Source organism: Luteimonas dalianensis (assembly GCF_049339425.1).
Taxonomy (GTDB): Bacteria; Pseudomonadota; Gammaproteobacteria; order Xanthomonadales; family Xanthomonadaceae; genus Luteimonas; species Luteimonas dalianensis.
On sequence record NZ_JBMPPO010000004.1, the window covers coordinates 129,561 to 149,146 of the forward strand.

At 70.0% G+C, this 19,586-nt stretch carries 16 protein-coding genes; 10 read left to right on the forward strand and 6 right to left on the reverse strand.

All coding sequences use genetic code 11. The features are described from left to right. Positions 1-12: 12 nt before the first annotated feature. Complete coding sequence (locus ACOZ90_RS07245) at positions 13-2,070, reverse strand: TonB-dependent receptor plug domain-containing protein (RefSeq protein WP_422892982.1); 2,058 nt, start codon at positions 2,068-2,070, stop codon at positions 13-15. 109 nt (positions 2,071-2,179) lie between these two features. Here ACOZ90_RS07245 and ACOZ90_RS07250 point away from each other — a divergent pair, with 109 nt between their 5' ends. The 4 genes from ACOZ90_RS07250 (at position 2,180) to ACOZ90_RS07265 (ending at position 5,629) form a co-directional block, all read left to right on the forward strand. Next, positions 2,180-2,509, forward strand: a complete 330-nt coding sequence (locus tag ACOZ90_RS07250; protein ID WP_422892983.1) for a PepSY domain-containing protein — start codon at positions 2,180-2,182, stop codon at positions 2,507-2,509. Next, positions 2,509-3,171, forward strand: a complete 663-nt coding sequence (locus tag ACOZ90_RS07255; protein ID WP_422892984.1) for a response regulator transcription factor — start codon at positions 2,509-2,511, stop codon at positions 3,169-3,171. The genes ACOZ90_RS07250 and ACOZ90_RS07255 overlap by 1 nt, the downstream gene beginning before the upstream one ends. Further along, positions 3,168-4,535 (forward strand): sensor histidine kinase, encoded by a 1,368-nt coding sequence (locus tag ACOZ90_RS07260; protein WP_422892985.1) that lies wholly within the window; start codon positions 3,168-3,170, stop codon positions 4,533-4,535. Before ACOZ90_RS07255 ends, ACOZ90_RS07260 begins: the two co-directional genes overlap by 4 nt. A 101-nt stretch (positions 4,536-4,636) precedes the next feature. Continuing rightward, positions 4,637-5,629: a glutathione S-transferase family protein gene (locus ACOZ90_RS07265; RefSeq protein ID WP_422892986.1), complete on the forward strand. Its 993-nt coding sequence runs from the start codon at positions 4,637-4,639 to the stop codon at positions 5,627-5,629. A 36-nt stretch (positions 5,630-5,665) separates the two neighbouring features. Here the strand turns inward: ACOZ90_RS07265 and ACOZ90_RS07270 are convergent, their stop codons facing one another. Then, on the reverse strand, positions 5,666-6,952 hold the full coding sequence (locus tag ACOZ90_RS07270) for an acyltransferase family protein (protein WP_422892987.1): 1,287 nt from the start codon (positions 6,950-6,952) through the stop codon (positions 5,666-5,668). Positions 6,953-7,210: 258 nt separating this feature from the next. On the opposite strand from ACOZ90_RS07270, the gene ACOZ90_RS07275 reads away from it, so the two are divergent. From ACOZ90_RS07275 to ACOZ90_RS07290, 4 genes are all read left to right on the forward strand, one after another. Further along, positions 7,211-8,605 carry a KamA family radical SAM protein gene (locus ACOZ90_RS07275; RefSeq protein ID WP_422892988.1) on the forward strand — a complete coding sequence of 465 codons (1,395 nt, stop codon included), beginning with the start codon at positions 7,211-7,213 and terminating at the stop codon, positions 8,603-8,605. 64 nt (positions 8,606-8,669) lie between these two features. Beyond that, a complete protein-coding gene (locus tag ACOZ90_RS07280) occupies positions 8,670-11,150 on the forward strand; it encodes a heavy metal translocating P-type ATPase (RefSeq protein ID WP_422892989.1) in 2,481 nt (826 codons plus the stop codon). Positions 11,151-11,164: 14 nt separating this feature from the next. Beyond that, complete coding sequence (gene cueR, locus ACOZ90_RS07285) at positions 11,165-11,587, forward strand: Cu(I)-responsive transcriptional regulator (protein WP_422892990.1); 423 nt, start codon at positions 11,165-11,167, stop codon at positions 11,585-11,587. A 40-nt stretch (positions 11,588-11,627) separates the two neighbouring features. Beyond that, positions 11,628-12,113, forward strand: a complete 486-nt coding sequence (locus ACOZ90_RS07290) for a hypothetical protein (RefSeq protein WP_422892991.1) — start codon at positions 11,628-11,630, stop codon at positions 12,111-12,113. Here the strand turns inward: ACOZ90_RS07290 and ACOZ90_RS07295 are convergent, their stop codons facing one another. From ACOZ90_RS07295 to ACOZ90_RS07310, 4 genes are all read right to left on the reverse strand, one after another. After that, complete coding sequence (locus ACOZ90_RS07295) at positions 12,114-13,517, reverse strand: YbjN domain-containing protein (RefSeq protein ID WP_422892992.1); 1,404 nt, start codon at positions 13,515-13,517, stop codon at positions 12,114-12,116. An 86-nt stretch (positions 13,518-13,603) separates the two neighbouring features. After that, complete coding sequence (locus tag ACOZ90_RS07300; RefSeq protein ID WP_422892993.1) at positions 13,604-14,395, reverse strand: TSCPD domain-containing protein; 792 nt, start codon at positions 14,393-14,395, stop codon at positions 13,604-13,606. Positions 14,396-14,486: 91 nt separating this feature from the next. Then, entirely contained in the window at positions 14,487-15,032 is a 546-nt protein-coding gene (locus tag ACOZ90_RS07305) for a hypothetical protein (protein ID WP_422892994.1), read from the reverse strand. Positions 15,033-15,108: 76 nt separating this feature from the next. Further along, complete coding sequence (locus ACOZ90_RS07310; RefSeq protein WP_422892995.1) at positions 15,109-17,259, reverse strand: adenosylcobalamin-dependent ribonucleoside-diphosphate reductase; 2,151 nt, start codon at positions 17,257-17,259, stop codon at positions 15,109-15,111. A 401-nt stretch (positions 17,260-17,660) separates the two neighbouring features. On the opposite strand from ACOZ90_RS07310, the gene ACOZ90_RS07315 reads away from it, so the two are divergent. Both ACOZ90_RS07315 and ACOZ90_RS07320 read left to right on the forward strand, forming a co-directional pair. After that, positions 17,661-19,142, forward strand: a complete 1,482-nt coding sequence (locus tag ACOZ90_RS07315) for a Do family serine endopeptidase (protein WP_422892996.1) — start codon at positions 17,661-17,663, stop codon at positions 19,140-19,142. A gap of 83 nt (positions 19,143-19,225) precedes the next feature. Next, a complete protein-coding gene (locus tag ACOZ90_RS07320) occupies positions 19,226-19,582 on the forward strand; it encodes an ElaB/YgaM/YqjD family protein (RefSeq protein ID WP_422892997.1) in 357 nt (118 codons plus the stop codon). Positions 19,583-19,586: the final 4 nt, after the last annotated feature.

Below are 19,586 nucleotides of genomic sequence, written 5' to 3' on the forward strand. Positions count from 1 at the left end.
CGTGACCGCAGCCTAGCCGCCAATGCTGCGGCGGACGGTGACCAGCACCTGGCCCGGGGTTCGGTGGCTGCGGTATTCGCGCTCTTCCAGCGGCATCGCCGAGCGCGGCCCGTCGTACTTGTCACGCGCTTCGGTGAAGCGGCGCCCGAACAGGTCCCGCGCCTCGGCGCGCACCCGCCAGCCACCGGCCAGGCGCTTCTCGGCGAACAGGTGCCAGGACAGCGGCTCGCGCTCGCGGCTGACCTCGTCGTAGCTGTACTCCGTCTCGCGCTCGGCGAGGTCGACGCCCATGCCCCAGGTGATGCGGTGCTCCGGAAGCACCCGGGTCAGGCGCAGGCTGCCTTCCAGCGGCGCCTCGCCCGAGATCCCGCGCTTGCGGCCGGTGGTCGGGTCGCGCACCGAGCTGGTTCGCCACTGGAGCTGCGACGAGAACCGGAAGCCGGCCATGCCGAGCCTGTCCAGCGATGCGGACAGCTCCAGCTCCAGGGTGTCGCGGGTGCCGTCGCCGATATTGCCCGGCGCGTCGAACACGTCGTCGCCGGACACCACCAGCACCCGGTCGACCACGTCGCTGATGCGGTCATGTGTCCAGGTCAATACCAGCGCGCCGTCCTCCCAAAAGCTGCGCTCCCAGCCGGCCGACATGCGCCAGGTCTTGTCCGGCTCCAGCTCCGCGTTGCCGGCGCTGATCACGCCCGTGTCCAGCGCCGCCGAAGCGACGAAGTCGTCGAAATCCAGCTGCCCCACCTCGCGCGCAAGCGACAGGTGGAAGCTGTCGCGATCATCGCGCTCCCAGAACGCGGTCAGCCGCGGCTTGACGTAGACGAAGTCGCGCGCCATCGGCGTGTCGCCGCTCTGGCGCAGCCTGGAGGTCTCCACCCGCACGTCCGCTTCCAGCGTCCAGTCGCTGCCCGGCTGCCACGCCGCGCCCAGCGACGCCTCGGCGCGGCGCTCCTCGATGCGCACGTCCGAGCCGGGCAGTTCGACCCGCTCGCCGTTTTCAGTGAGCCGGGCGTCGCCCTCCAGGAAATTGAACGCGCCCTCCAGCCCCGCCGTCAGCCGCAGGTGGTCGGAATACGCGTGGCCCAGATCCACCCGGGCCAGGGTTTCGCCGGTCTCGGTGTTTTCCTCGAAGCGCTCCTCGTCGCCGTCTTCCCGCTCCAGCGACAGCGCCCGGGTTCGATCCAGCCGCTGGCCCAGCACCAGCTCCAGCCGCGAGCGCGCTCCGACCGGACGCACGTAGCGGCCGCCGATCTCCAGCTCGTCCATTCGCTCCGTATCGGCAGCAGACTCGAGGTGCATGCCGGTGTCGCGATCCATCCGCTCCTCGCGCTCGCTGACACGCTCGCCCCGCAGGGCGGCGTTCACGCCCAGGCTGCCGCCCGCAAGCGGCTGGCGCCAGCTCGCGTTCGCCCCGTAGAGATCATCGATTCGGCGCGTGTCGACCGTCAGATCCTCCACCGGCACGCCGTCGGGCGAGACGGCGTGGATGCGCCCCGGGCCGGTGTCCTCGTCCAGCTCCGACGCCGCCGACAGCGCCAGTTCCAGCATCCGGTCATCGCTGCGGCGCCCGTACTCGAACTGCGTCTGAGGCCCCGCCCAGCCGTCGGTGGCCGCGGCAGCGCCGACCTCCAGCGCCATCTCCACGGCTGCCACGCGCCTGCGCACCACGTTCGCCAGCACCGCGTGCCCGCCCATGTCCACGCCCGGCGCACCGGCGCGGATCAGTTCGATCCGCTCCACCGACCCCGCCGGAATCCGCGCCAGCAGATCGTCGATGTCCTCACGCCTGCTGGTGGGCCGGGCACCGTCGATCAGCACGTTGCCGCGCGCCCCGGCATAGCCGCGCACGTCGGAATCGGCCTCGACGATGCTGAAGCCCGGCAGGCGGATCACCATGTCGTGGGCGTTGGCCGGCGCCGCCGACGCGAAACCCTCCGCTTCGAACACGGTGACGCCCTGGGTCCCGGCGTCGACCGGGCCATAGCCGGGCCCTGCCACGGCGGGGGCCGCGTGGCAGGCAAGCGCAAGCAGGGCAAACACGGCAGGTGCGGGGAAACGGGTCGGCATGAATGGTATACAGGCGGCAGGGACCGGCCATCCTGAACCGGCGTTGCTGACATCCCGGCCACGCCCGCTGTCAGCCTGCTGTCAGGCACCCCGGCCCATGATCGCCGCCATGAAAACGACCGCCCCCACCAAGCTGTTCCTCCCGCTCGCGCTGGCCATCGCGCTTGCGGCGATCTTCACCACCCCGGCCGCATTTGCCGACGACGACGACCACGTCGAGGCCCGCAGGCTGCTGCAGCGCGGCGAGATCCTGCCGCTCAACCACATCCTGGATGTGGTGCAGCAGCGCGTACCCGGCGACGTCATCGAGGTCGAGCTGGACCGCAGCAGCAAGCGCGGCTGGGAATACGAGGTCAAGGTGCTGACTGCCACCGGCCGGGTGCTGGAAGTCGACGTCAACGCCCACACCGCCGAGATCCGGAAAATCGAGGACGATTGATGCGGTGCCTGATCGTCGAGGACGATGCCGACATCCAGTCCGACCTCAGGCGCGCGCTGGAAACCTCCGGGTTCGTGGTCGAGGTGGCCGGCGACGGCGAGACCGCGTGGTACCAGGGCGACGTTGAAGACTACGATGCGGTCGTGCTCGACCTGGGCCTGCCGCGGCTGGACGGACTGTCGGTGCTGCGCCGCTGGCGCGCGGCCGGCCGCGGCTTCCCCGTGATCGTGCTCTCCGCACGCGGCGACTGGACCGAGAAGGTCGAAGGCATCGAGGCCGGCGCCGACGACTACATGTCCAAGCCGTTCGAGATGGGCGAGCTGATCGCGCGCATCCGCGGCCTGATCCGGCGCGGCGCCGGACGGCTGTCGAACGTGATCGAGATCGGGCGGCTGCGCCTGGACACCACCCGCATGAGCGCGGTCTACGACGGCGCCCCCGCGCACCTGTCGCCGCTGGAATTCCGCCTGCTGGACTACCTGGCCCACCAGCCCGGCCGCGCGGTGTCCGCCGGCGAACTGGCCGAGCACCTCTATGGCGCCAGCGAATCGGGCGACACCAACGCCATCGAAGCGATTATCGCGCGCCTGCGGCGCAAGTTCGGCGCCGCCATCATCACCACCCGTCGCGGCTTCGGCTACCTGCTGGAGCCCGGCGGATGATCATCCGCTCGCTGCACTGGCGCCTGCTCGCCGGCGCCGCTGCCGCGATCCTGCTGGCCCTGGTCGTGGCCTGGCTGTTCATGACCCTGCTGTTCGAGCGCCACCTGGAGCGACGGCTGGAATCCGAACTCACCCGCGACGGCCTGCGCCTGGCCGCCGCGCTGGAGGTCGACGCGGGCGGGGCGCCGCTGATCGGCGAGCCGCCGATGGATCCGCGCCTGCAGACCCCGGCCGGCGGCTATTACTGGCAGGTGTCCACGCCCGCCGGCGCGGACCAGTCGCGCTCGCTGTGGGACGGCGACCTGGATCGCAGCGGGCAGCCGCCGGTCGAGGGCTGGGCGCTGCGCCGTGCGCCGGGGCCGTACGGGCAGCCCGTCGCAATCCTGGAGCGGATGGTGGAACCGGATGCCAACGGCCCGCAGGTGCTGATCCAGCTGGCCCAGGACGCGGCCCCGCTGACCATGGCCCGCGACGAGTTCGGGCGTGAGCTGGCCGCCTTCCTCGCCGCGCTGTGGCTGGTGCTCTCGGCCGCGGCGTGGCTGCACGTCCGGCTCGGGCTGCGCCCGCTGGGGCGCATCCGCAGCGACCTGGCGGTGCTGCACGACAGCGCCAGCGCGCGCCTGCCGGCCGCCCGGCTGCGCGAGATCCAGCCGCTGACCGACGCCATCAACGCCCTGGCCGACGTGCGCGAGCACGACCTGGAGCTGGCCCGCCGCCGCGCCGCCGATCTGGCCCACGGGCTGAAGACGCCGCTGGCCGCAGTGGCCGCGCAGAGCCGGCGCGCGCGCGAAGCCGGCGCGGACAGCGCCGCCGACGGTCTGGATCGCGCGGTCTCGGCCATCCGCCGCACGATCGACTCCGAACTCGCGCGCGCGCGCATCGCGGCGATCCGCCGCGGCCCGGGCGGCCTTGCTCCGGTTCAACCGACGGTGGAGCGGCTGGTCAACGTGATCGAGCACACCGACAAGGGCGGTGAGCTCGCTTTCGCCATCGAGATCCCGCCCGGCCTGGAGCTGGCGGTGCAGCCCGACGACCTGTCCGAGATGCTTGGCGCGGTGCTGGAGAACGCCGCCCGCCACGCCCGCCGCCAGGTGCGGGTGAGCGGTGCCGGCGGGCCGGAATCGACCACGCTGAGCGTCGAGGACGATGGCCCGGGCATCGACGATGACCACCTTGAACAGGTGATGCGCCGCGGCGGCCGCCTGGATGAAGGCGGCACCGGCCTGGGCCTGGCGATCGCCCGCGAGCTGGTGGAAGCCTCCGGCGGCGGCATCCGGCTGGGCCGCTCCGGCATGGGCGGCCTGGCGGTCACGTTTTCCTGGCCCACGGGCAGAGTGATGCCGGCCCCACCCGCGGCGCGCTGATCCGCGCGCCGGGCCCGGTGGAACGCAACGGCCCGCGACCGCAACGCGCAGCACACCTCCCGCGATGCATTCTTGGGGCAACGCATCCGAGGAGAACGGCCATGGGCCTGCTCATCGACGGCCGCTGGGAAGACCAGTGGTACGACACCTCCAGCACCGGCGGGCGTTTCGTACGCACCGACGCCCAGTTCCGCAACTGGATCACGCCCGATGGCAGTCCAGGTCCGAGCGGCGGGGGCGGCTTCAAGGCCGAGGCCGGCCGCTACCGGCTGTACGTGTGCCTGGCCTGCCCGTGGGCGCACCGCACCCTGATCCTGCGCGCGCTCAAGGGCCTGGAGGACATGATCCCGGTGTACGTGGTGAATCCGTACATGGCCGAGAACGGCTGGACCTTCGAGCCCGGCGAGGGCGTGGTACCGGACCCGGAGGGCGCAGATTACCTGTACGAGGTCTACCTGCGCGCACAGCCGGACTACAGCGGCCGGGTCACGGTACCGGTGCTGTGGGACACGCAGACGAACACCATCGTCAACAACGAATCGTCGGAGATCATCCGCATCCTCAACTCGGCCTTCGACGGCATCGGCGCAAAACCCGGCGATTACGCGCCAGAGGAACTGCTGCCGGAAATCGACGCCCTCAACAAGCGCGTCTACGACGCCATCAACAACGGCGTGTACAAGGCCGGCTTCGCGACCGAACAGGACGTCTACGGGGAAGAGGTCGGCAAGCTGTTCGAAGCCCTGGACGAGGTCGACGCGCGCCTGACCGACAAGCGCTACCTGCTGGGCGAGCGCATCACCGAGGCCGACTGGCGGCTGTTCACCACCCTGCTGCGCTTCGACCCGGTCTACCACGGCCACTTCAAGTGCAACCTGCGCCGGATCGCCGACTACGAACACCTGTCCGGCTACCTGCGCGAGCTGTACCAGTGGCCCGGCGTGGCCGCCACGGTCGACTTCGACCACATCAAGCAGCACTACTACCGCAGCCACGACACCATCAATCCCAACGGCATCGTCCCGCTTGGACCGGTGCAGGATCTGGACGCGCCGCACGGGCGCGGGCACCTGGACGCCGCGCCCGCGCCATAGGCCCCGTCTTCTTCCGGAGCAGGGCCGGGGCCGCGCTCAGCGCGCGGGCGGCTGCGGATGGGCGCGCAGCAGCCACGAGGCGGCCACCACGCCCGCCAGGCCGATGAGCGCGCCGGGCACCACGCCCAGGGCCAGCGCCGCGCCCAGCCCGCCGAACAGCGCCACGCCCCCGGCGACGACCGCAGCCGCACCGGCCGCCGGCTCCAGGTCACGGCGCCGGCGCATTTCGAACCCCACCACCGCCGCCATCACCGGCGCCACCGCCAGCGCGCACAGCGTGAGCCACAGCAGGCGCCCCAGCCAGAACCCCGGCTCGCCCGGATCGCCGGCATCGATCGGCGCGCCAAGCCGCTCGCCCAGCCACGCCGCCGGCAGTTCGGCCAGCTTGTGCCACAGGTACAGCGGCATGCCCAGCGCGCTGAGCACGGCCACCACGCGGGCCACCGGGTGCCGCTCCAGCAGCCGCCGCGCCGGCGCCTCGCACAGCAGCACCAGCCCCAGCTGCAGCCACATCACGCCGACCAGCGCCAGCGTCGGCGGCAGCATGTTGTTGCCGGCCAGCTCCACCCCGACCATGGCCACCGGATAGCCGCTGGCAATCGCCGCCGCCAGCCAGGCCACGCCCAGCGCCAGCATCACGATGCCGGCACGGGCACCGGCGAAGCGTCCGCGCTTCCAGGCGATCCCCAGCTGCTGCGGCAGCAGCCACACCGCCAGCATGTTGATCCAGCCGATGCCCGGGGCGCTTTCGCGCACGCGCGCGCCCAGTTCGAGCAGATCCGCCGGGCCGCGCACCCCGGCCCGGATCAGGTCGGCCGCCGCCGCGACCGCGATCAGCGCCGCCACCGCGCCCAGCCCGAACCTGCGGTCGGCACGCACCGCCAGCGGCAGCAGCCCCTGCACCGCCAGGAACATCATCAGGAACCACAGATGGATCGTGAGCGAGCTGTTGAACGCCTCCAGCAGCCGGCCGCCGGTGAACAGCGCCACCAGCGCCAGCGCCGCAAGCACGGCCAGGTAGGTCACGGTGGGCCGGGCCAGGCCCAGCGCCCGGCCCGCCCACCAGCGCAACTGCGAAGCGCCCTGCTCCAGCCGCTGCTCCACGCCCGGCGCGCTCACGGCCGCCGACACGAACACGAACAGCGGCACCACCTGCACCAGCCAGGTGAGCACGCCGGCCGCATCCCAGGCGGCAAGCAGGTGGTCGGTGCCGGCCAGTTGCCCGCCCTCAAGCCGCGGCAGGGTCGCGACCCAGTGCCCCAGCACCACCACCAGCAGCGCGCCGGCGCGCAGCGCGTCGGGGTAACGGTCGCGTCCTGTCATCTGGCGATCATACGCAACGCCCTGCAGCGCAGGATCGCGTTTGTTACCCTGAAAAACAGCCGGCCGCGCCGGAGCGCTCGATGGCAGCGCGCGTGCAGGCGGCCATTTCGCTGGTCGGGGATCCAGTCCACGCGGCTTTGCAGCGGGCGCCACGTCGCCCACTTGCTGCATGCCCTACCCGGCCCAAAGCCAATCCAGGCGGCATTTCCGCGGAGCCCCGGGCTCCGTTGGCTGGCGTCATTACTGTGGAGTTCCTACATGGAAGCACTTGCCCGCGCATTCCCGCACGAAGAGTCCGACGGCCAGGACAACAACGGCGCGCACTTCCCCGCCCGCGAATTCAAGGTCTACACCCATCGCCAGCTTGATTCGATCAGGCAGGTGCAGGCGCTGTCGGAGGCGCAGCGCTTCGAGATGAAAGTCGTCAGCCAGGTGCTGCCATTCCGGGTCAATGAATACGTGATCGAGGAGCTGATCGACTGGAACAACATCCCGGACGACCCGATCTTCCGGCTGGTGTTCCCGCAGCGCGACATGCTGCTGCCGGAGCACTTCGACGAGGTCGCCGAACTGGTCCGCAGCGAGGCCACCGCGGCCGAAATGGCGCCGGTGATCAAGCGCGTGCGCGACGAGCTCAACCCGCACCCGGCCGGGCAGATGGATCTCAACCTGCCCCGGCTTGACGGCGAACCGCTGCCGGGCATGCAGCACAAGTACCGCGAAACCGTGCTGTTCTTCCCCAGCCAGGGGCAGGTGTGCCACAGCTACTGCACGTTCTGCTTCCGCTGGGCGCAGTTCGTCGGCGACAAGGACCTGCGCTTTGCCTCCAGCGAGGCCGACAGCTTGCACGCCTACCTGGCCGAACACCGCGAGGTGACCGACCTGCTGGTGACCGGCGGCGACCCGATGGTGATGAAGGCCCGGCACCTGCGCGGCTACCTCGAAGGGCTGAAAAAGCCGGAGCTGGCGCACGTGCGCAACATCCGCATCGGCTCCAAGAGCCTGACCTTCTGGCCCTACCGCTTCGTCACCGACCCGGATGCCGACGAGGTGCTGGCGCTGCTGCGCGAGCTGGTGGACGCCGGCAAGCACGTGGCCTTCATGGCCCACTTCAACCACTGGCGCGAGATGGAAACGCCGATCTGCCGCGAGGCGATCCGCCGCATCCGCGCCACCGGCGCCCAGATCCGCACCCAGGCCCCGCTGCTGCACCACATCAACGACGACGCCGATACCTGGGCGCGGATGTGGACCACCCAGGTGCAGCTGGGGATGGTGCCCTACTACATGTTCGTCGAGCGCGACACCGGCGCCCGGCACTACTTCGAGGTGCCGCTGGTGAAGGCGTGGGACATCTACCGCGAGGCGATGCAGCAGGTGTCCGGGCTGGCGCGCACCGCGCGCGGGCCGTCGATGTCGGCCGACCCGGGCAAGGTCGAGATCCAGGGGGTGACCGAGATCAACGGCGAGAAGGTGTTCGTGCTGCGCTTCATCCAGGGCCGCAATCCGGACTGGGTGCAGAAGCCGTTCTTCGCGAAATTCGATGAGAACGCCACCTGGCTGCCGCACCTCAAGCCCGCCTTCGGTGCGGAGAAGTTCTTCTACGAGGAAGACTTCGCCGACCTCAAGGCCGAGAAGCTCGCCCTGGTCTGAACCACCCCCCGTTTCCCCGCGCGGCGCTTGACCTTCCCATGATGGGAAGGTCTATGCTGGCCGCATGAACAACGACACTCAGGCACCCTCCCCCGTCACCCTGCCCGTGGAGGGCATGCACTGCGCCTCGTGCATCGGGCGCATCGAGGCCGCGCTTGGCGCGGTCGAAGGCGTGGCCGATGCCAGCGCCAACCTCGCAACCGGCCGCGTGCAGGTCAGCGCGCAGCCCGGTGCCAACGTCGACCAGGCGGCGCTGGTGGGCGCGATCGAAAAGGCCGGCTACCGCGTTTCCGCCGGCACCACCGAGCTGGCCGTGACCGGCATGACCTGTGCCTCCTGCGTGGGCCGGGTCGAGCGGGCCCTGCAGGCCGTCCCGGGCGTGGAAAGCGCCGCGGTGAACCTGGCCACCGAACGCGCCACCGTGCGCGGCACCGCGGGGGCCGGGGCGCTGGTGGACGCGATCGCAAGCGCCGGCTACCGCGCCAGCCCGATCGATGCCGGCGCGCCCGCGACCGACGACGAGGCCGCGGCACGCCGCGACGCCGAGCGCAGGGCGCTGGGCCGCGACGTGCTGCTGGCCGCCGCCCTCGCCCTGCCCGTGTTCCTGCTGGAAATGGGCACCCACCTCATCCCCGGCATGCACGCCTGGGTCGACCAGGCCATCGGCATCCAGCGCAGCTGGGTGCTGCAGTTCGTGCTGACCACGCTGGTGCTGGCGCTCCCCGGCCGGCGCTTCTACACCGCCGGCTTCCCCGCGCTGCTGCGGCTGGCGCCGGACATGAACTCGCTGGTGGCTGTCGGCACGCTGGCCGCATACGCCTATTCGGTGGTCGCCACCTTCGCCCCCGGGCTGCTGCCCGCCGGCACGGTCAACGTGTATTACGAGGCCGCCGCCGTGATCGTGGTGCTGGTGCTGCTGGGCCGCTGGATGGAGGCGCGGGCCAAGGGCCGCACCTCCGAGGCGATCAAGCGGCTGGTGAGCCTGCAGCCCGCGGTGGCGCAGGTGGTGCGCGACGGGCGCACGATTGAAGTACCGATCGCCGAGGTCGTGGCTGGCGACCTGGTCGCGGTGCGGCCGGGCGAGCGGGTGCCGGTGGACGGCGAGGTGGTCGAGGGCGCGAGCTGGGTGGACGAATCCATGATCACCGGCGAGCCGGTGCCGGTGGAGAAGACCGCCGGCAGCGAGGCCGTGGGCGGCACCGTGAACCAGAAGGGCGCCTTCACCCTGCGCGCCACCGCGGTGGGCGGGCAGACGGTGCTGGCACGGATCATCCAGCTGGTCGAGCAGGCGCAGGGCTCCAAGCTGCCGATCCAGGCCATGGTCGACCGGGTCACGCTGTGGTTCGTACCGGCGGTGATGCTGGCGGCGCTGCTGACCTTCATCGTGTGGCTGGTGTTCGGCCCCGAGCCGGCGCTGACCTTCGGCCTGGTCAACGCGGTGGCGGTGCTGATCATCGCCTGCCCCTGCGCCATGGGCCTGGCCACGCCGACCTCGATCATGGTCGGCACCGGCCGCGGCGCGGAGCTGGGCGTGCTGTTCCGAAAGGGCGAAGCGCTGCAGCTCCTGCGCGACGCGCGCGTGGTCGCGGTGGACAAGACCGGCACCCTGACCGAGGGCCGGCCGGCGCTGACCGACCTGGAGGTGGCCGACGGCTTCGCACGCGAGGAAGTGCTGCGGCTGGTGGCGTCGGTGGAGTCCAGTTCGGAACATCCGATCGCCCGGGCGATCGTCGAGGCGGCCGAGGCCGAGAACATCAACGTGCCGCGGCCGCAGGACTTCGAGTCCATCACCGGCATGGGCGTGCGCGCCGGCGTCGACGGCCGCGACGTCGAAGTCGGCGCCGACCGCCACATGCGTTCGCTGGGCCTGGACGTGGACGGGTTCTCGGCGACCGCCGAACGGCTGGGCAGCGAAGGCAAGTCGCCGCTGTACGCCGCCATCGACGGCCGCCTGGCCGCGATCATCGCCGTCGCCGACCCGATCAAGCCAGACACCCCGGCCGCCATCGCCGCCCTGCACGCGCTGGGCCTGAAGGTGGCCATGATCACCGGCGACAACGCCCGCACCGCCCGGGCCATCGCCGGGCGCCTGGGCATCGACGAAGTGGTCGCCGAAGTGCTGCCCGACGGCAAGGTCGAGGCGGTGCAGGCGCTGAAGTCCGCCCACGGCCGGGTCGCCTTCGTCGGCGACGGCATCAACGACGCCCCGGCGCTGGCCGAGGCCGACGTCGGCATCGCCATCGGCACCGGCACCGACATCGCCATGGAGGCCGCCGACGTGGTGCTGATGTCCGGCAGCCTGCAGGGCGTGCCCACCGCGATCGCGCTGTCCAAGGCCACCATCGGCAACATCCGCCAGAACCTGTTCTGGGCCTTCGCCTACAACACTGCGCTGATCCCGGTGGCCGCGGGCGTGCTGTACCCGGCGTTCGGCATCCTGCTCTCGCCGATCCTGGCCGCCGGCGCGATGTCGCTGTCGAGCGTGTTCGTGCTCGCCAACGCGCTGCGCCTGCGCCGGTTCCAGCCGCCGGCGGTGGCGGCATGAGCGCGGGAGGCGGGATGAATATCGGCGAAGCATCCGCGGCGTCCGGCGTTTCGGCCAAGATGATCCGCTACTACGAGCAGGCCGGCCTGATCCCCGAGGCCGGCCGCAGCGCCAGCGGCTACCGTCTCTACGGCGAGGCCGACGTGCACCGCCTGCGCTTCGTCCGCCGCGCCCGCGACCTGGGGTTCTCGGTCGCCGAGATCAGCGAGCTGCTGGACCTGTGGAACGACCGCTCGCGCCGCAGCGCCGACGTCAAGCGCCTGGCCCAGGCCCACATCGACGACCTGGAGCAGCGCATCGCCAAGCTCCGGCAGATGGCCGACACCCTGCAGGAGCTGGCCGACTGCTGCGCCGGCGACCACAGGCCGGACTGCCCGATCCTGGCCGGTCTGGAGTCCTCGACCACAAACCAGGCCGGCACGGAACGAAGCACCTGATACGCTCGCCAGTCCCCGGGCAGGCAAGGGAGCGCCTGGCATGTATCAACTTCTCATCGCCGCTGCTGTACTGGGGCTGGCATCCGATCCATCCCACGCTGCTGCCCCATGGACGCACTGTCGCTCCGAAGGCGAGGATGCAACCAGCCATCACTACTACTTCTTCGTTGACAGGGGCGCAGGGATAGAGCGGGTGAGGTGGGTCTGGAACGGCGGTTGCTGCAACCCGCCGAAGGTCACGGATTACACGCTACGGCTGCCCGGCCAGCCCGGAACGATCCAGGTGCGCCACCTGACCGGAGAACGAGAGGATGCTCCGACGCTGGTCACAAGCGCAAACGCCCCCCTGGCTCTGGCTCGCGAATATACCTTGACCCTCTCCCGAACCGGGCCGGGCGCACAGGGCCTGACACTTGACGCCCACCAGGCCACCGATGTGTACAACCTGCTCAACCTGCTGGGCGGCGAACGGCCCGAGCAGTCAACAGAGGACTGCCAACCCATGGGGTCGGAACTACAACCCTAGCTAGTCCGCCGGCTCACGCAGCACCAGCAAGTTGGTCTCCACTTCCTCCCGGCCGCCAAAGCGCTTGGTCGACACGTGTTCCATGCGGTGCACGATGCCGGTGGCGGCGTCGATGCGGTAGCGGACGGTGGTGGTGAACGCGGCGTCTTCGCCAAGCTCGGCCATGGCCTGCTCCAGCTGCTCCCCGGCTTCGGTGTCGTCGGCGGCCATGTTGCCCAGCAGCTGTCTGGCCGCGCCATCGATGGCCCCCCACATCGCGTCCGGATCCGGCAGCAGCGTCCATTCCATTTCATAGTGGCCGGGGACTTCGCTGGAGGGGCGCAGCAGCATCGAGTTGTTCATGGGAATCACGTCGCCGCCCAGCGGGCTGGTGCCCTCGTCCTGGTAGGCATACTCCCGGCCCGGCACCAGCCCGCCGCCGGAGGGAAAGTTGTACGCGACCGGCAGCTCGGCCAGCTGCCGCTCCAGCACCTGCGGGGAGGCGAGCAGGTCAAGCATGCCGGAGACATCAACCTCGCCGGATCCGGCCCCGCCCTCGACCGGCAGCGAGGCGTTGATGTCGTCGAACATGACCTGCACCACCTGGCGATAGGCGAGGGCAACCTGGTCCAGGTTGGCCAGGCTGACGAAATGGCCATCCTGGTCGAGCCGGGCTTCCAGCACGATCCCGTCCATCGCCGTGATCGCGCCTTCGAACGCCGCCGCGGCTTCCGGCGGCAGCCCGTTCAGCTCAACCTGCGTATCGCTTGAACTCCAGCGCTGCAGGAAGCCGCCCTCGCCGTCCTCCTCGACCGCGATCCGGGCCAGGCCAGTGGCACTGATTTCGGCGGACTGGTCGCTCCCGTCATGCGTCACCGAGGTATACGTGGAGTCGTACGCCAGAAACGACCCGAGCTGCGGCGCGACCGGCCAGGCGACCCTGTCGCGATCCCCGGCCAGGTCTTCTCCTTCCTGCCGGAATCCCACCGCCAGCGTGAACGCATCCAGCAGATCTTCCCAGATCCCCAGATGGGTATTGAACTGGGCGGAGTGGTCGGCGTGGGTCATCTCCACGTCCATCAGCAGGAACGGATCGGCCTCCTCGTCCAGGAAGCTGCGCACGTAGCGATAGCCCCGGTTGAACTCGTTGATCACCTCGTGGGTGGTGCCGTTTTCCAGATCCAGGCCGATGCGGAACTGCAGGGCCTCGCAGGCGTCGTCGCTGCAGTCGTAGAAATAGATGGCGTAGTCCAGCCCCCCGGCCCGCGTGAGCACCAGCGGATCGCCGGCACCGTCGCGATCCAGTTCGGCGCTGTAGCCCAGGCCCTCGAGCATCGACACCACCGCCGGCCCGGTGACCGGGCCATCCGCCGCCACCGCGGCGCCGACCGGCGCCAGCAGCGCCAGAAGCAGTACGTTCCTCATGTTCTCCCCTGCGCGCCCGCCCCAGGGCAGGACTGCGGGCCCCTTCCCCGGTGGGCCCGTCCCCGGTGTTCAGCGCGCGCGGCGCATCAGCCGCACTTCGAGTATCCGCAGTTCAGGCAGGTCGCGCAGCCATCCATGATCACCACCGCCTTGGTGCTGCACTTGTGGCACATGGTGGCCGAGGGCGGGAAGCTGGTGCCGTCACCGGTGACGGCGACGTCCTCGCCGGCGCCGTCGCGGCCCTGGTCGGCCAGCAGCTCGCCTACCGGGCCGGCGTCTTCGGCGCGGGCGGCGGCGTCAGCGTTTTTTTTTGAGCGATCCTCGTACTGCTGCCGCTTTTCGGCGATCAGCGCGCGCTGCTCGTCGCTCATGTCCGGGTCGTGGAGCATGCCGATGGTCTTGAGGTGATCCTCGATGATTGAGCCCAGCTCGGCCACCAGCGAGGGCATGTACACGCCGCCGGCCTTGAAGTAGCCGCCGCGCGGGTCGAACACCGCCTTCATCTCCTCCACCAGGAAGGTCACGTCGCCGCCCTTGCGGAACACCGCGCTCATGATCCGGGTGAGGGCCACGATCCACTGGAAGTGCTCCATCGACTTGCAGTTGATGAACACCTCGAACGGACGCCGCTGCTCGTGCTCGGTGCCGGCATTGAGCACGATGTCGTTGATGGTCACGTACATGGCGTGCTCCACCAGCGGCGACTTGATCTTGTAGGTGCTGCCCACCAGCACTTCGGGACGCTCGATGCGCTCGTGCATCTGGATCACGTCGGCGGTGGGCTTGGCCTCCACCGGAGCGGGCGCGGCTGCGGCCTTGCGCTCTTCGGCGGTGGCAACGGAGTAGCCGGTGATCTTCTTCTTGATGGTGACGGTCATTGCGGGTCTCTCGGTAATGCGTGGTGCGTCGTTGTCGAATAATCGGGTGGCTCCCCACCCCTCCCGTGGCCGGGAGGGGTGGGCGAAGGCTTCAGCTGGCGGCCTTCTTCGCGGCTTTCCTTACGGTCTTGCGTGCCTTGCTGGCCTTTTTGGCCACCGCGCGCTTGCTGGTGGCGGCCTTCCTGGCGGCCTTTTTGGCAACCTTCTTTGCGGCCTTCTTGACGGTCTTCCTGGTCGCCGTGGCCTTCTTCGCGACCTTCCTGGCCGCCTTCTTCACCGCCTTTTTGGCTGCCTTCTTTACCGCCTTCTTCGTGACTGCCTTCTTCGTGGTCTTTTTCGCGGCCTTCTTCGTGGCCTTGCCGGCGCCCTTGCGCTTGAGCGCGGTGGCTTCGGCCTTGGCGCTGTCCTTGGCGGCGGTGAGCTTCTTCTTCGCCCGCTCCAGGCCCTTGTCCGCAGCCTCGGCCACCTTCTTCGCACGCTTGCTGACCGTGCTGGCCGCCTTCTTCGCCGTGCCCTGTACCCGGGTGGCCGCCTTGCGCGCGCGCTTGGCGACCTTCTTCCCGGCTTCCTGCGCTTTCCCGGCGACGGCTTCCGCGGTGTCCGCGACCGTCGCCGTCACTCCATTACCGTTGCTCATCGGGGTTGTCCTCGTCTGGGATACGGGCACCGTGCCCGTGAGCGGAATTTAGCGCGAAGCGGGGCCGGATGCGCAATCAGAACTTGCCGTAGTACCCCTCCTTGAGGGCGTCGAACAGGTTGGCGGCGGTGTGCACCTCGCCGTCGTACTCGATCTGCTCGTTGCCCTTGACCTCCACCACCTCGCCGTCCTCGAGTTCGAAGCGGTAGGTGGTGTTCTCCAGATCCTTCTCCTTCACCAGCACGCCCTGGAAGGCGGCCGGGTTGAAGCGGAAGGTGGTGCAGCCCTTCAGCCCCTGGCGCCAGGCGTAGGTGTAGATGTCCTTGAAGTCCTCGTACGCGTAGTCGGTGGGGACGTTCGCGGTCTTGGAGATCGAGCTGTCCACCCACTTCTGCGCCGCCGCCTGCACGTCCACGTGTTCCTTCGGCGAGATGTCGTCGGCGGAGATGAAGTAGTCGGGCAGCTGCGTGCCGGGCTCCTCCGAGTACGGCATCGCCTTCGCGTTCACCATCTCGCGGTAGGCCAGCAGTTCGAAGGAGAACACGTCCACCTTCTCCTTGGACTTGCGCCCCTCGCGGATCACGTTGCGGCTGTAGTGGTGGGCGAACGAGGGCTCGATGCCGTTGGAGGCGTTGTTGGCCAGGCTCAGCGAGATGGTGCCGGTGGGCGCGATCGAGCTGTGGTGGGTGAAGCGCGCGCCGGTCTCGGCCAGCTGCTCCACCAGCTCCGGGGCCACCTTGGCCACCTGCTGCATGTAGCGCGAGTAGCGGGCGTGCAGCACCTTGCCGGGGATCTCCTGGCCCACCTTCCAGCCATCGGCGGCCATCTCCGGGCGCTTGCGCAGCATCTCGGCGGTGACCGCGAAGCGCTCCTCCATGATCGGCGCCGGGCCCTTCTCCTCCGCCAGCGCCAGGCCGCTCTCCCAGCCGGCGATGGCCATGTCGCGGGCCACGCGCTCGGTGAATTCGCAGCTCTCCTTGGAGCCGTACTTCATCCGCAGCATGGTCAGGGTGGAGCCCAGGCCCAGGAAGCCCATGCCGTGGCGGCGCTTGCGCATGATCTCCTGGCGCTGCTGCTCCAGCGGCAGGCCGTTGATCTCGACCACGTTGTCGAGCATGCGGGTGAACACCCGCACCACTTCCCGGTACTCGTCCCAGTCGAACTGCGCCCGCTCGGTGAACGGGTTGCGCACGAACTTGGTCAGGTTGACCGAGCCCAGCAGGCAGGCGCCGTAGGCCGGCAGCGGCTGCTCGCCGCAGGGGTTGGTGGCGCGGATGTTCTCGCACCACCAGTTGTTGTTCATCTCGTTGACGCGGTCGATCAGGATGAAGCCGGGCTCGGCGTAGTCGTAGGTGGACACCATGATCATGTCCCACAGGTGCCGGGCCTTGATGTGGCCGTACACCTTGCAGGCCACCAGGCCGTCGTCGCGCACGATGTAGCCCTCGTGCTGCGGCCACTCGCGCCAGGCCACGGCGGAGGCGTCTTCCAGGTCGACGTCGCCCGACTCCTTGCTGCTGATCGGGAACACCAGCGGCCACTCGGCGTCGTTCTCCACCGCGTCCATGAAGCCGTCGGTGATCAGCAGCGACAGGTTGAACTGGCGCAGCCGGCCGTCCTCGCGCTTGGCGCGGATGAAGTCCTTCACGTCCGGGTGGCTGACGTCGAAGGTGCCCATCTGGGCGCCGCGGCGGCCGCCGGCCGAGGACACGGTGAAGCACATCTTGTCGTAGATATCCATGAAGGACATCGGCCCGGAGGTGTAGGCGCCCGCGCCGGCCACGAACGCCCCGCGCGGGCGCAGGGTGCTGAACTCGTAGCCGATGCCGCAGCCGGCCTTCAGGGTCAGCCCGGCCTCGTGGACTTTCTCCAGGATGCCGTCCATCGAATCGGTGATGGTTCCCGAGACGGTGCAGTTGATGGTGCTGGTGGCGGGCTTGTGCTCCAGCGCGCCGGCGTTGGAGGTGATGCGGCCGGCGGGGATCGCCCCGCGGCGCAGCGCCCACAGGAACCGCTCGTGCCAGTAGCCGCGCTTGGATTCGTCCGCCTCGGCGTCGGCCAGGGCGCGCGCCACGCGCTGCCAGGTGCCGTCCACGTCGGCGTCCAGGGCCTCGCCCTGCTTGGTCTTGAGCCGGTACTTCTTGTCCCAGATGTCCAGTGATGCGGGCTGGAGCTCGATCTCCATGGCCTTGTCCTGCTTGACCGCCTCCAGGCGAACGGTACTCATGCTGCGCTATCTCCTGATTTCACCGGCCCGGCCGTGCCCGGGCAATTGTTTTTGTTCAATGGGCCGCCCCGCCGCCGGGCTTCGAAAAGCGGCGGTCATGGCTTGTTTATTGTGCTTTCCGTCACACTCGACATGCTTCGGATCCGCCCCCCGCGATCCAGGAGGGTCGTGAGACAAACCCCCATTGCTTGGGCCTCGCTCATTCCCGAAACCCCAAGATGTAGTGGCCAGCGGGAGTCCACGCTACGCCCGCCCCGGACATAAGTCAACAGCGCGCGGGGCCCTGGCCGCAGGGTTGACGGAAGGCGCGGCGCAGCGCCGCCGAAGCCCGGCTTCGGGGCCACAATGGCCTCCGTTTCACGTATCTGCCACCATGCCTGCAGGATAAACAGGCCGTGCCCATGCGACCGCTCCCCACCCTCATCGCCCTGGTGGCCGCCGCCGCGTTCGGCGGCCTGGCCGCAACCGCCATCCAGTACGGCCTGCAGCCTCCCGCCCAGGCCCGGCCTGCCGCACAGGCCGATGCGCTGCCGCCGCCGTTCTTCACCGCCACAAGCAACGTCACCGTGGCCGGCCTGCCTGCCGCCGTGGACGGCCAGCCGCTGCCGTCGCTGGCGCCGATGCTCGAGCGGGTGACCCCCGCCGTGGTCAGCGTGCACACCCGCCAGCGGGTGCGCTCGCGCAGCCCGTTCGGCGACGACCCGTTCTTCCGGCGCATGTTCCCGGAGCTGTCGCAGGAGCGCATCGCCGAATCGCTCGGCTCGGGCGTGATCGTGGACTCGGCGCGCGGGCTCGTGCTCACCAACCACCACGTGATCGAAGTGGCCCAGGGCGCCGAATCGGCGACGGTGTCGGTGACCCTGAGCGATGGCCGCACCCTGGATGCCGAGTTCATCGGCTCCGACCCGGAAACCGACGTCGCCCTGATGCGCATCCCCGCCGAGAACCTGACCGCGGTGCCGCTGGCCGACAGCGGCACCCTCAAGGTCGGCGATTTCGTGGTCGCGGTCGGCAATCCGTTCGGCTTCAGCCAGACGGTGACCTCGGGCATCGTCTCGGCCGTGGGCCGCAGCAACGTGCCCGGCGTGGGCTACCAGAACTTCATCCAGACCGACGCCTCGATCAACCCCGGCAACTCCGGCGGCGCGCTGGTCAACCTGCGCGGCGAGCTGGTCGGCATCAACACCGCCAGCTTCAACGTGCAGGGCTCGATGGCCGGCAACATCGGCCTGGGCTTCGCCATCCCCTCCAACCTGGCCGGCAGCGTGATGCGCCAGCTGTACGCCACCGGCGAGGTGCGCCGCGGCACCCTGGGCGTGGACACCCAGACCGTGGACGAGCGCATCGCCAGAGGGCTGGGCCTGGAGTCGCCCAGCGGCGCGGTGGTGACCCGCGTTCACCCCGGCTCGTCGGGCGCAGAGGCCGGGCTGCGCGCCGGCGACGTCATCGTCGCGGCCAACGGCCAGCGCATCGACAACAGCGAGTCGCTGCGCAACTTCCAGGGCCTGCAGCCGGTGGACACCGCGGTCTCGCTGGAGCTGCTGCGCGACGGCGAGCCGGTGAGCGTGAGCGCGCGCCTGCGCGAGGTGCCGCGCGACGGCGCCAGCTACGACCCGCGCCTGGCCGGTGCCGTGCTCGCCGACCTGCCCGAGGCGCTGCGCCGCAGCGGCGGCGACCGGGTCGGCGGGGTGAGGGTCGAAAGCGTGGAGGCGGACAGCCGCGCCGCCCGCAACGGCCTGCGCGCCGGCGACCTGATCCTGGCTTCCTCCGGCGGGCCGTTCCGTGACCTGGCCGGTTTCCGCGCCGCGCTGTCCGAGTCGCCCGACGAGCTGGTGCTGGTGATCCAGCGCGGCCGCTCGCGCGGCCAGGTGCGGCTGGAGTGATCGCCCGCTCGCACGCCCTGCACATGGATTGATGCAGGCTTTCCGCTCCCCACCCCACAACACCACCCACAGGAGATCCAGCGATGAGCACCCCCTCCACCGAATCGGTCAAGTCCAACCTCGGCGAGGCCGGCGACCACCTCAAGCAGGCCGCCCACGATGCCGGCGATGCGATCCGCAACGCGGCCAGCGTGGCCGGCGACGAGCTCAAGCTGGGCCGCGCCAACGTCAAGGGCGACCTGGCCGACAGCGCGCTGTCGGGCCTGGGCGCGATCGAGAACCTGGGCGAAGCCGGCCGCGAGCAGCTCGACCAGGTGATGGACAAGAGCCGCGATCTGGTCGACAGCGCCGCCGACCTGATCCGCGAGCGCCCGCTGGCCTCGTTCGGCGTCGCCTTCGCCGCCGGCTGGATCATCGCCAAGCTTGCCCGCAGCAGGTAACCGC

Coding starts and splice junctions, on each gene's coding strand:
- ACOZ90_RS07270 (WP_422892987.1), bottom strand. CDS start 6,952: ATGACAGGACGCGACCGTTACCCCGACGCGCTGCGCGCCGGCGCGCTG.
- ACOZ90_RS07315 (WP_422892996.1), top strand. CDS start 17,661: ATGCGACCGCTCCCCACCCTCATCGCCCTGGTGGCCGCCGCCGCGTTC.
- cueR (WP_422892990.1), top strand. CDS start 11,165: ATGAATATCGGCGAAGCATCCGCGGCGTCCGGCGTTTCGGCCAAGATG.
- ACOZ90_RS07300 (WP_422892993.1), bottom strand. CDS start 14,395: ATGACCGTCACCATCAAGAAGAAGATCACCGGCTACTCCGTTGCCACC.
- ACOZ90_RS07265 (WP_422892986.1), top strand. CDS start 4,637: ATGGGCCTGCTCATCGACGGCCGCTGGGAAGACCAGTGGTACGACACC.
- ACOZ90_RS07310 (WP_422892995.1), bottom strand. CDS start 17,259: ATGAGTACCGTTCGCCTGGAGGCGGTCAAGCAGGACAAGGCCATGGAG.
- ACOZ90_RS07320 (WP_422892997.1), top strand. CDS start 19,226: ATGAGCACCCCCTCCACCGAATCGGTCAAGTCCAACCTCGGCGAGGCC.
- ACOZ90_RS07275 (WP_422892988.1), top strand. CDS start 7,211: ATGGAAGCACTTGCCCGCGCATTCCCGCACGAAGAGTCCGACGGCCAG.
- ACOZ90_RS07260 (WP_422892985.1), top strand. CDS start 3,168: ATGATCATCCGCTCGCTGCACTGGCGCCTGCTCGCCGGCGCCGCTGCC.
- ACOZ90_RS07295 (WP_422892992.1), bottom strand. CDS start 13,517: ATGAGGAACGTACTGCTTCTGGCGCTGCTGGCGCCGGTCGGCGCCGCG.
- ACOZ90_RS07305 (WP_422892994.1), bottom strand. CDS start 15,032: ATGAGCAACGGTAATGGAGTGACGGCGACGGTCGCGGACACCGCGGAA.
- ACOZ90_RS07250 (WP_422892983.1), top strand. CDS start 2,180: ATGAAAACGACCGCCCCCACCAAGCTGTTCCTCCCGCTCGCGCTGGCC.
- ACOZ90_RS07290 (WP_422892991.1), top strand. CDS start 11,628: ATGTATCAACTTCTCATCGCCGCTGCTGTACTGGGGCTGGCATCCGAT.
- ACOZ90_RS07280 (WP_422892989.1), top strand. CDS start 8,670: ATGAACAACGACACTCAGGCACCCTCCCCCGTCACCCTGCCCGTGGAG.
- ACOZ90_RS07255 (WP_422892984.1), top strand. CDS start 2,509: ATGCGGTGCCTGATCGTCGAGGACGATGCCGACATCCAGTCCGACCTC.
- ACOZ90_RS07245 (WP_422892982.1), bottom strand. CDS start 2,070: ATGCCGACCCGTTTCCCCGCACCTGCCGTGTTTGCCCTGCTTGCGCTT.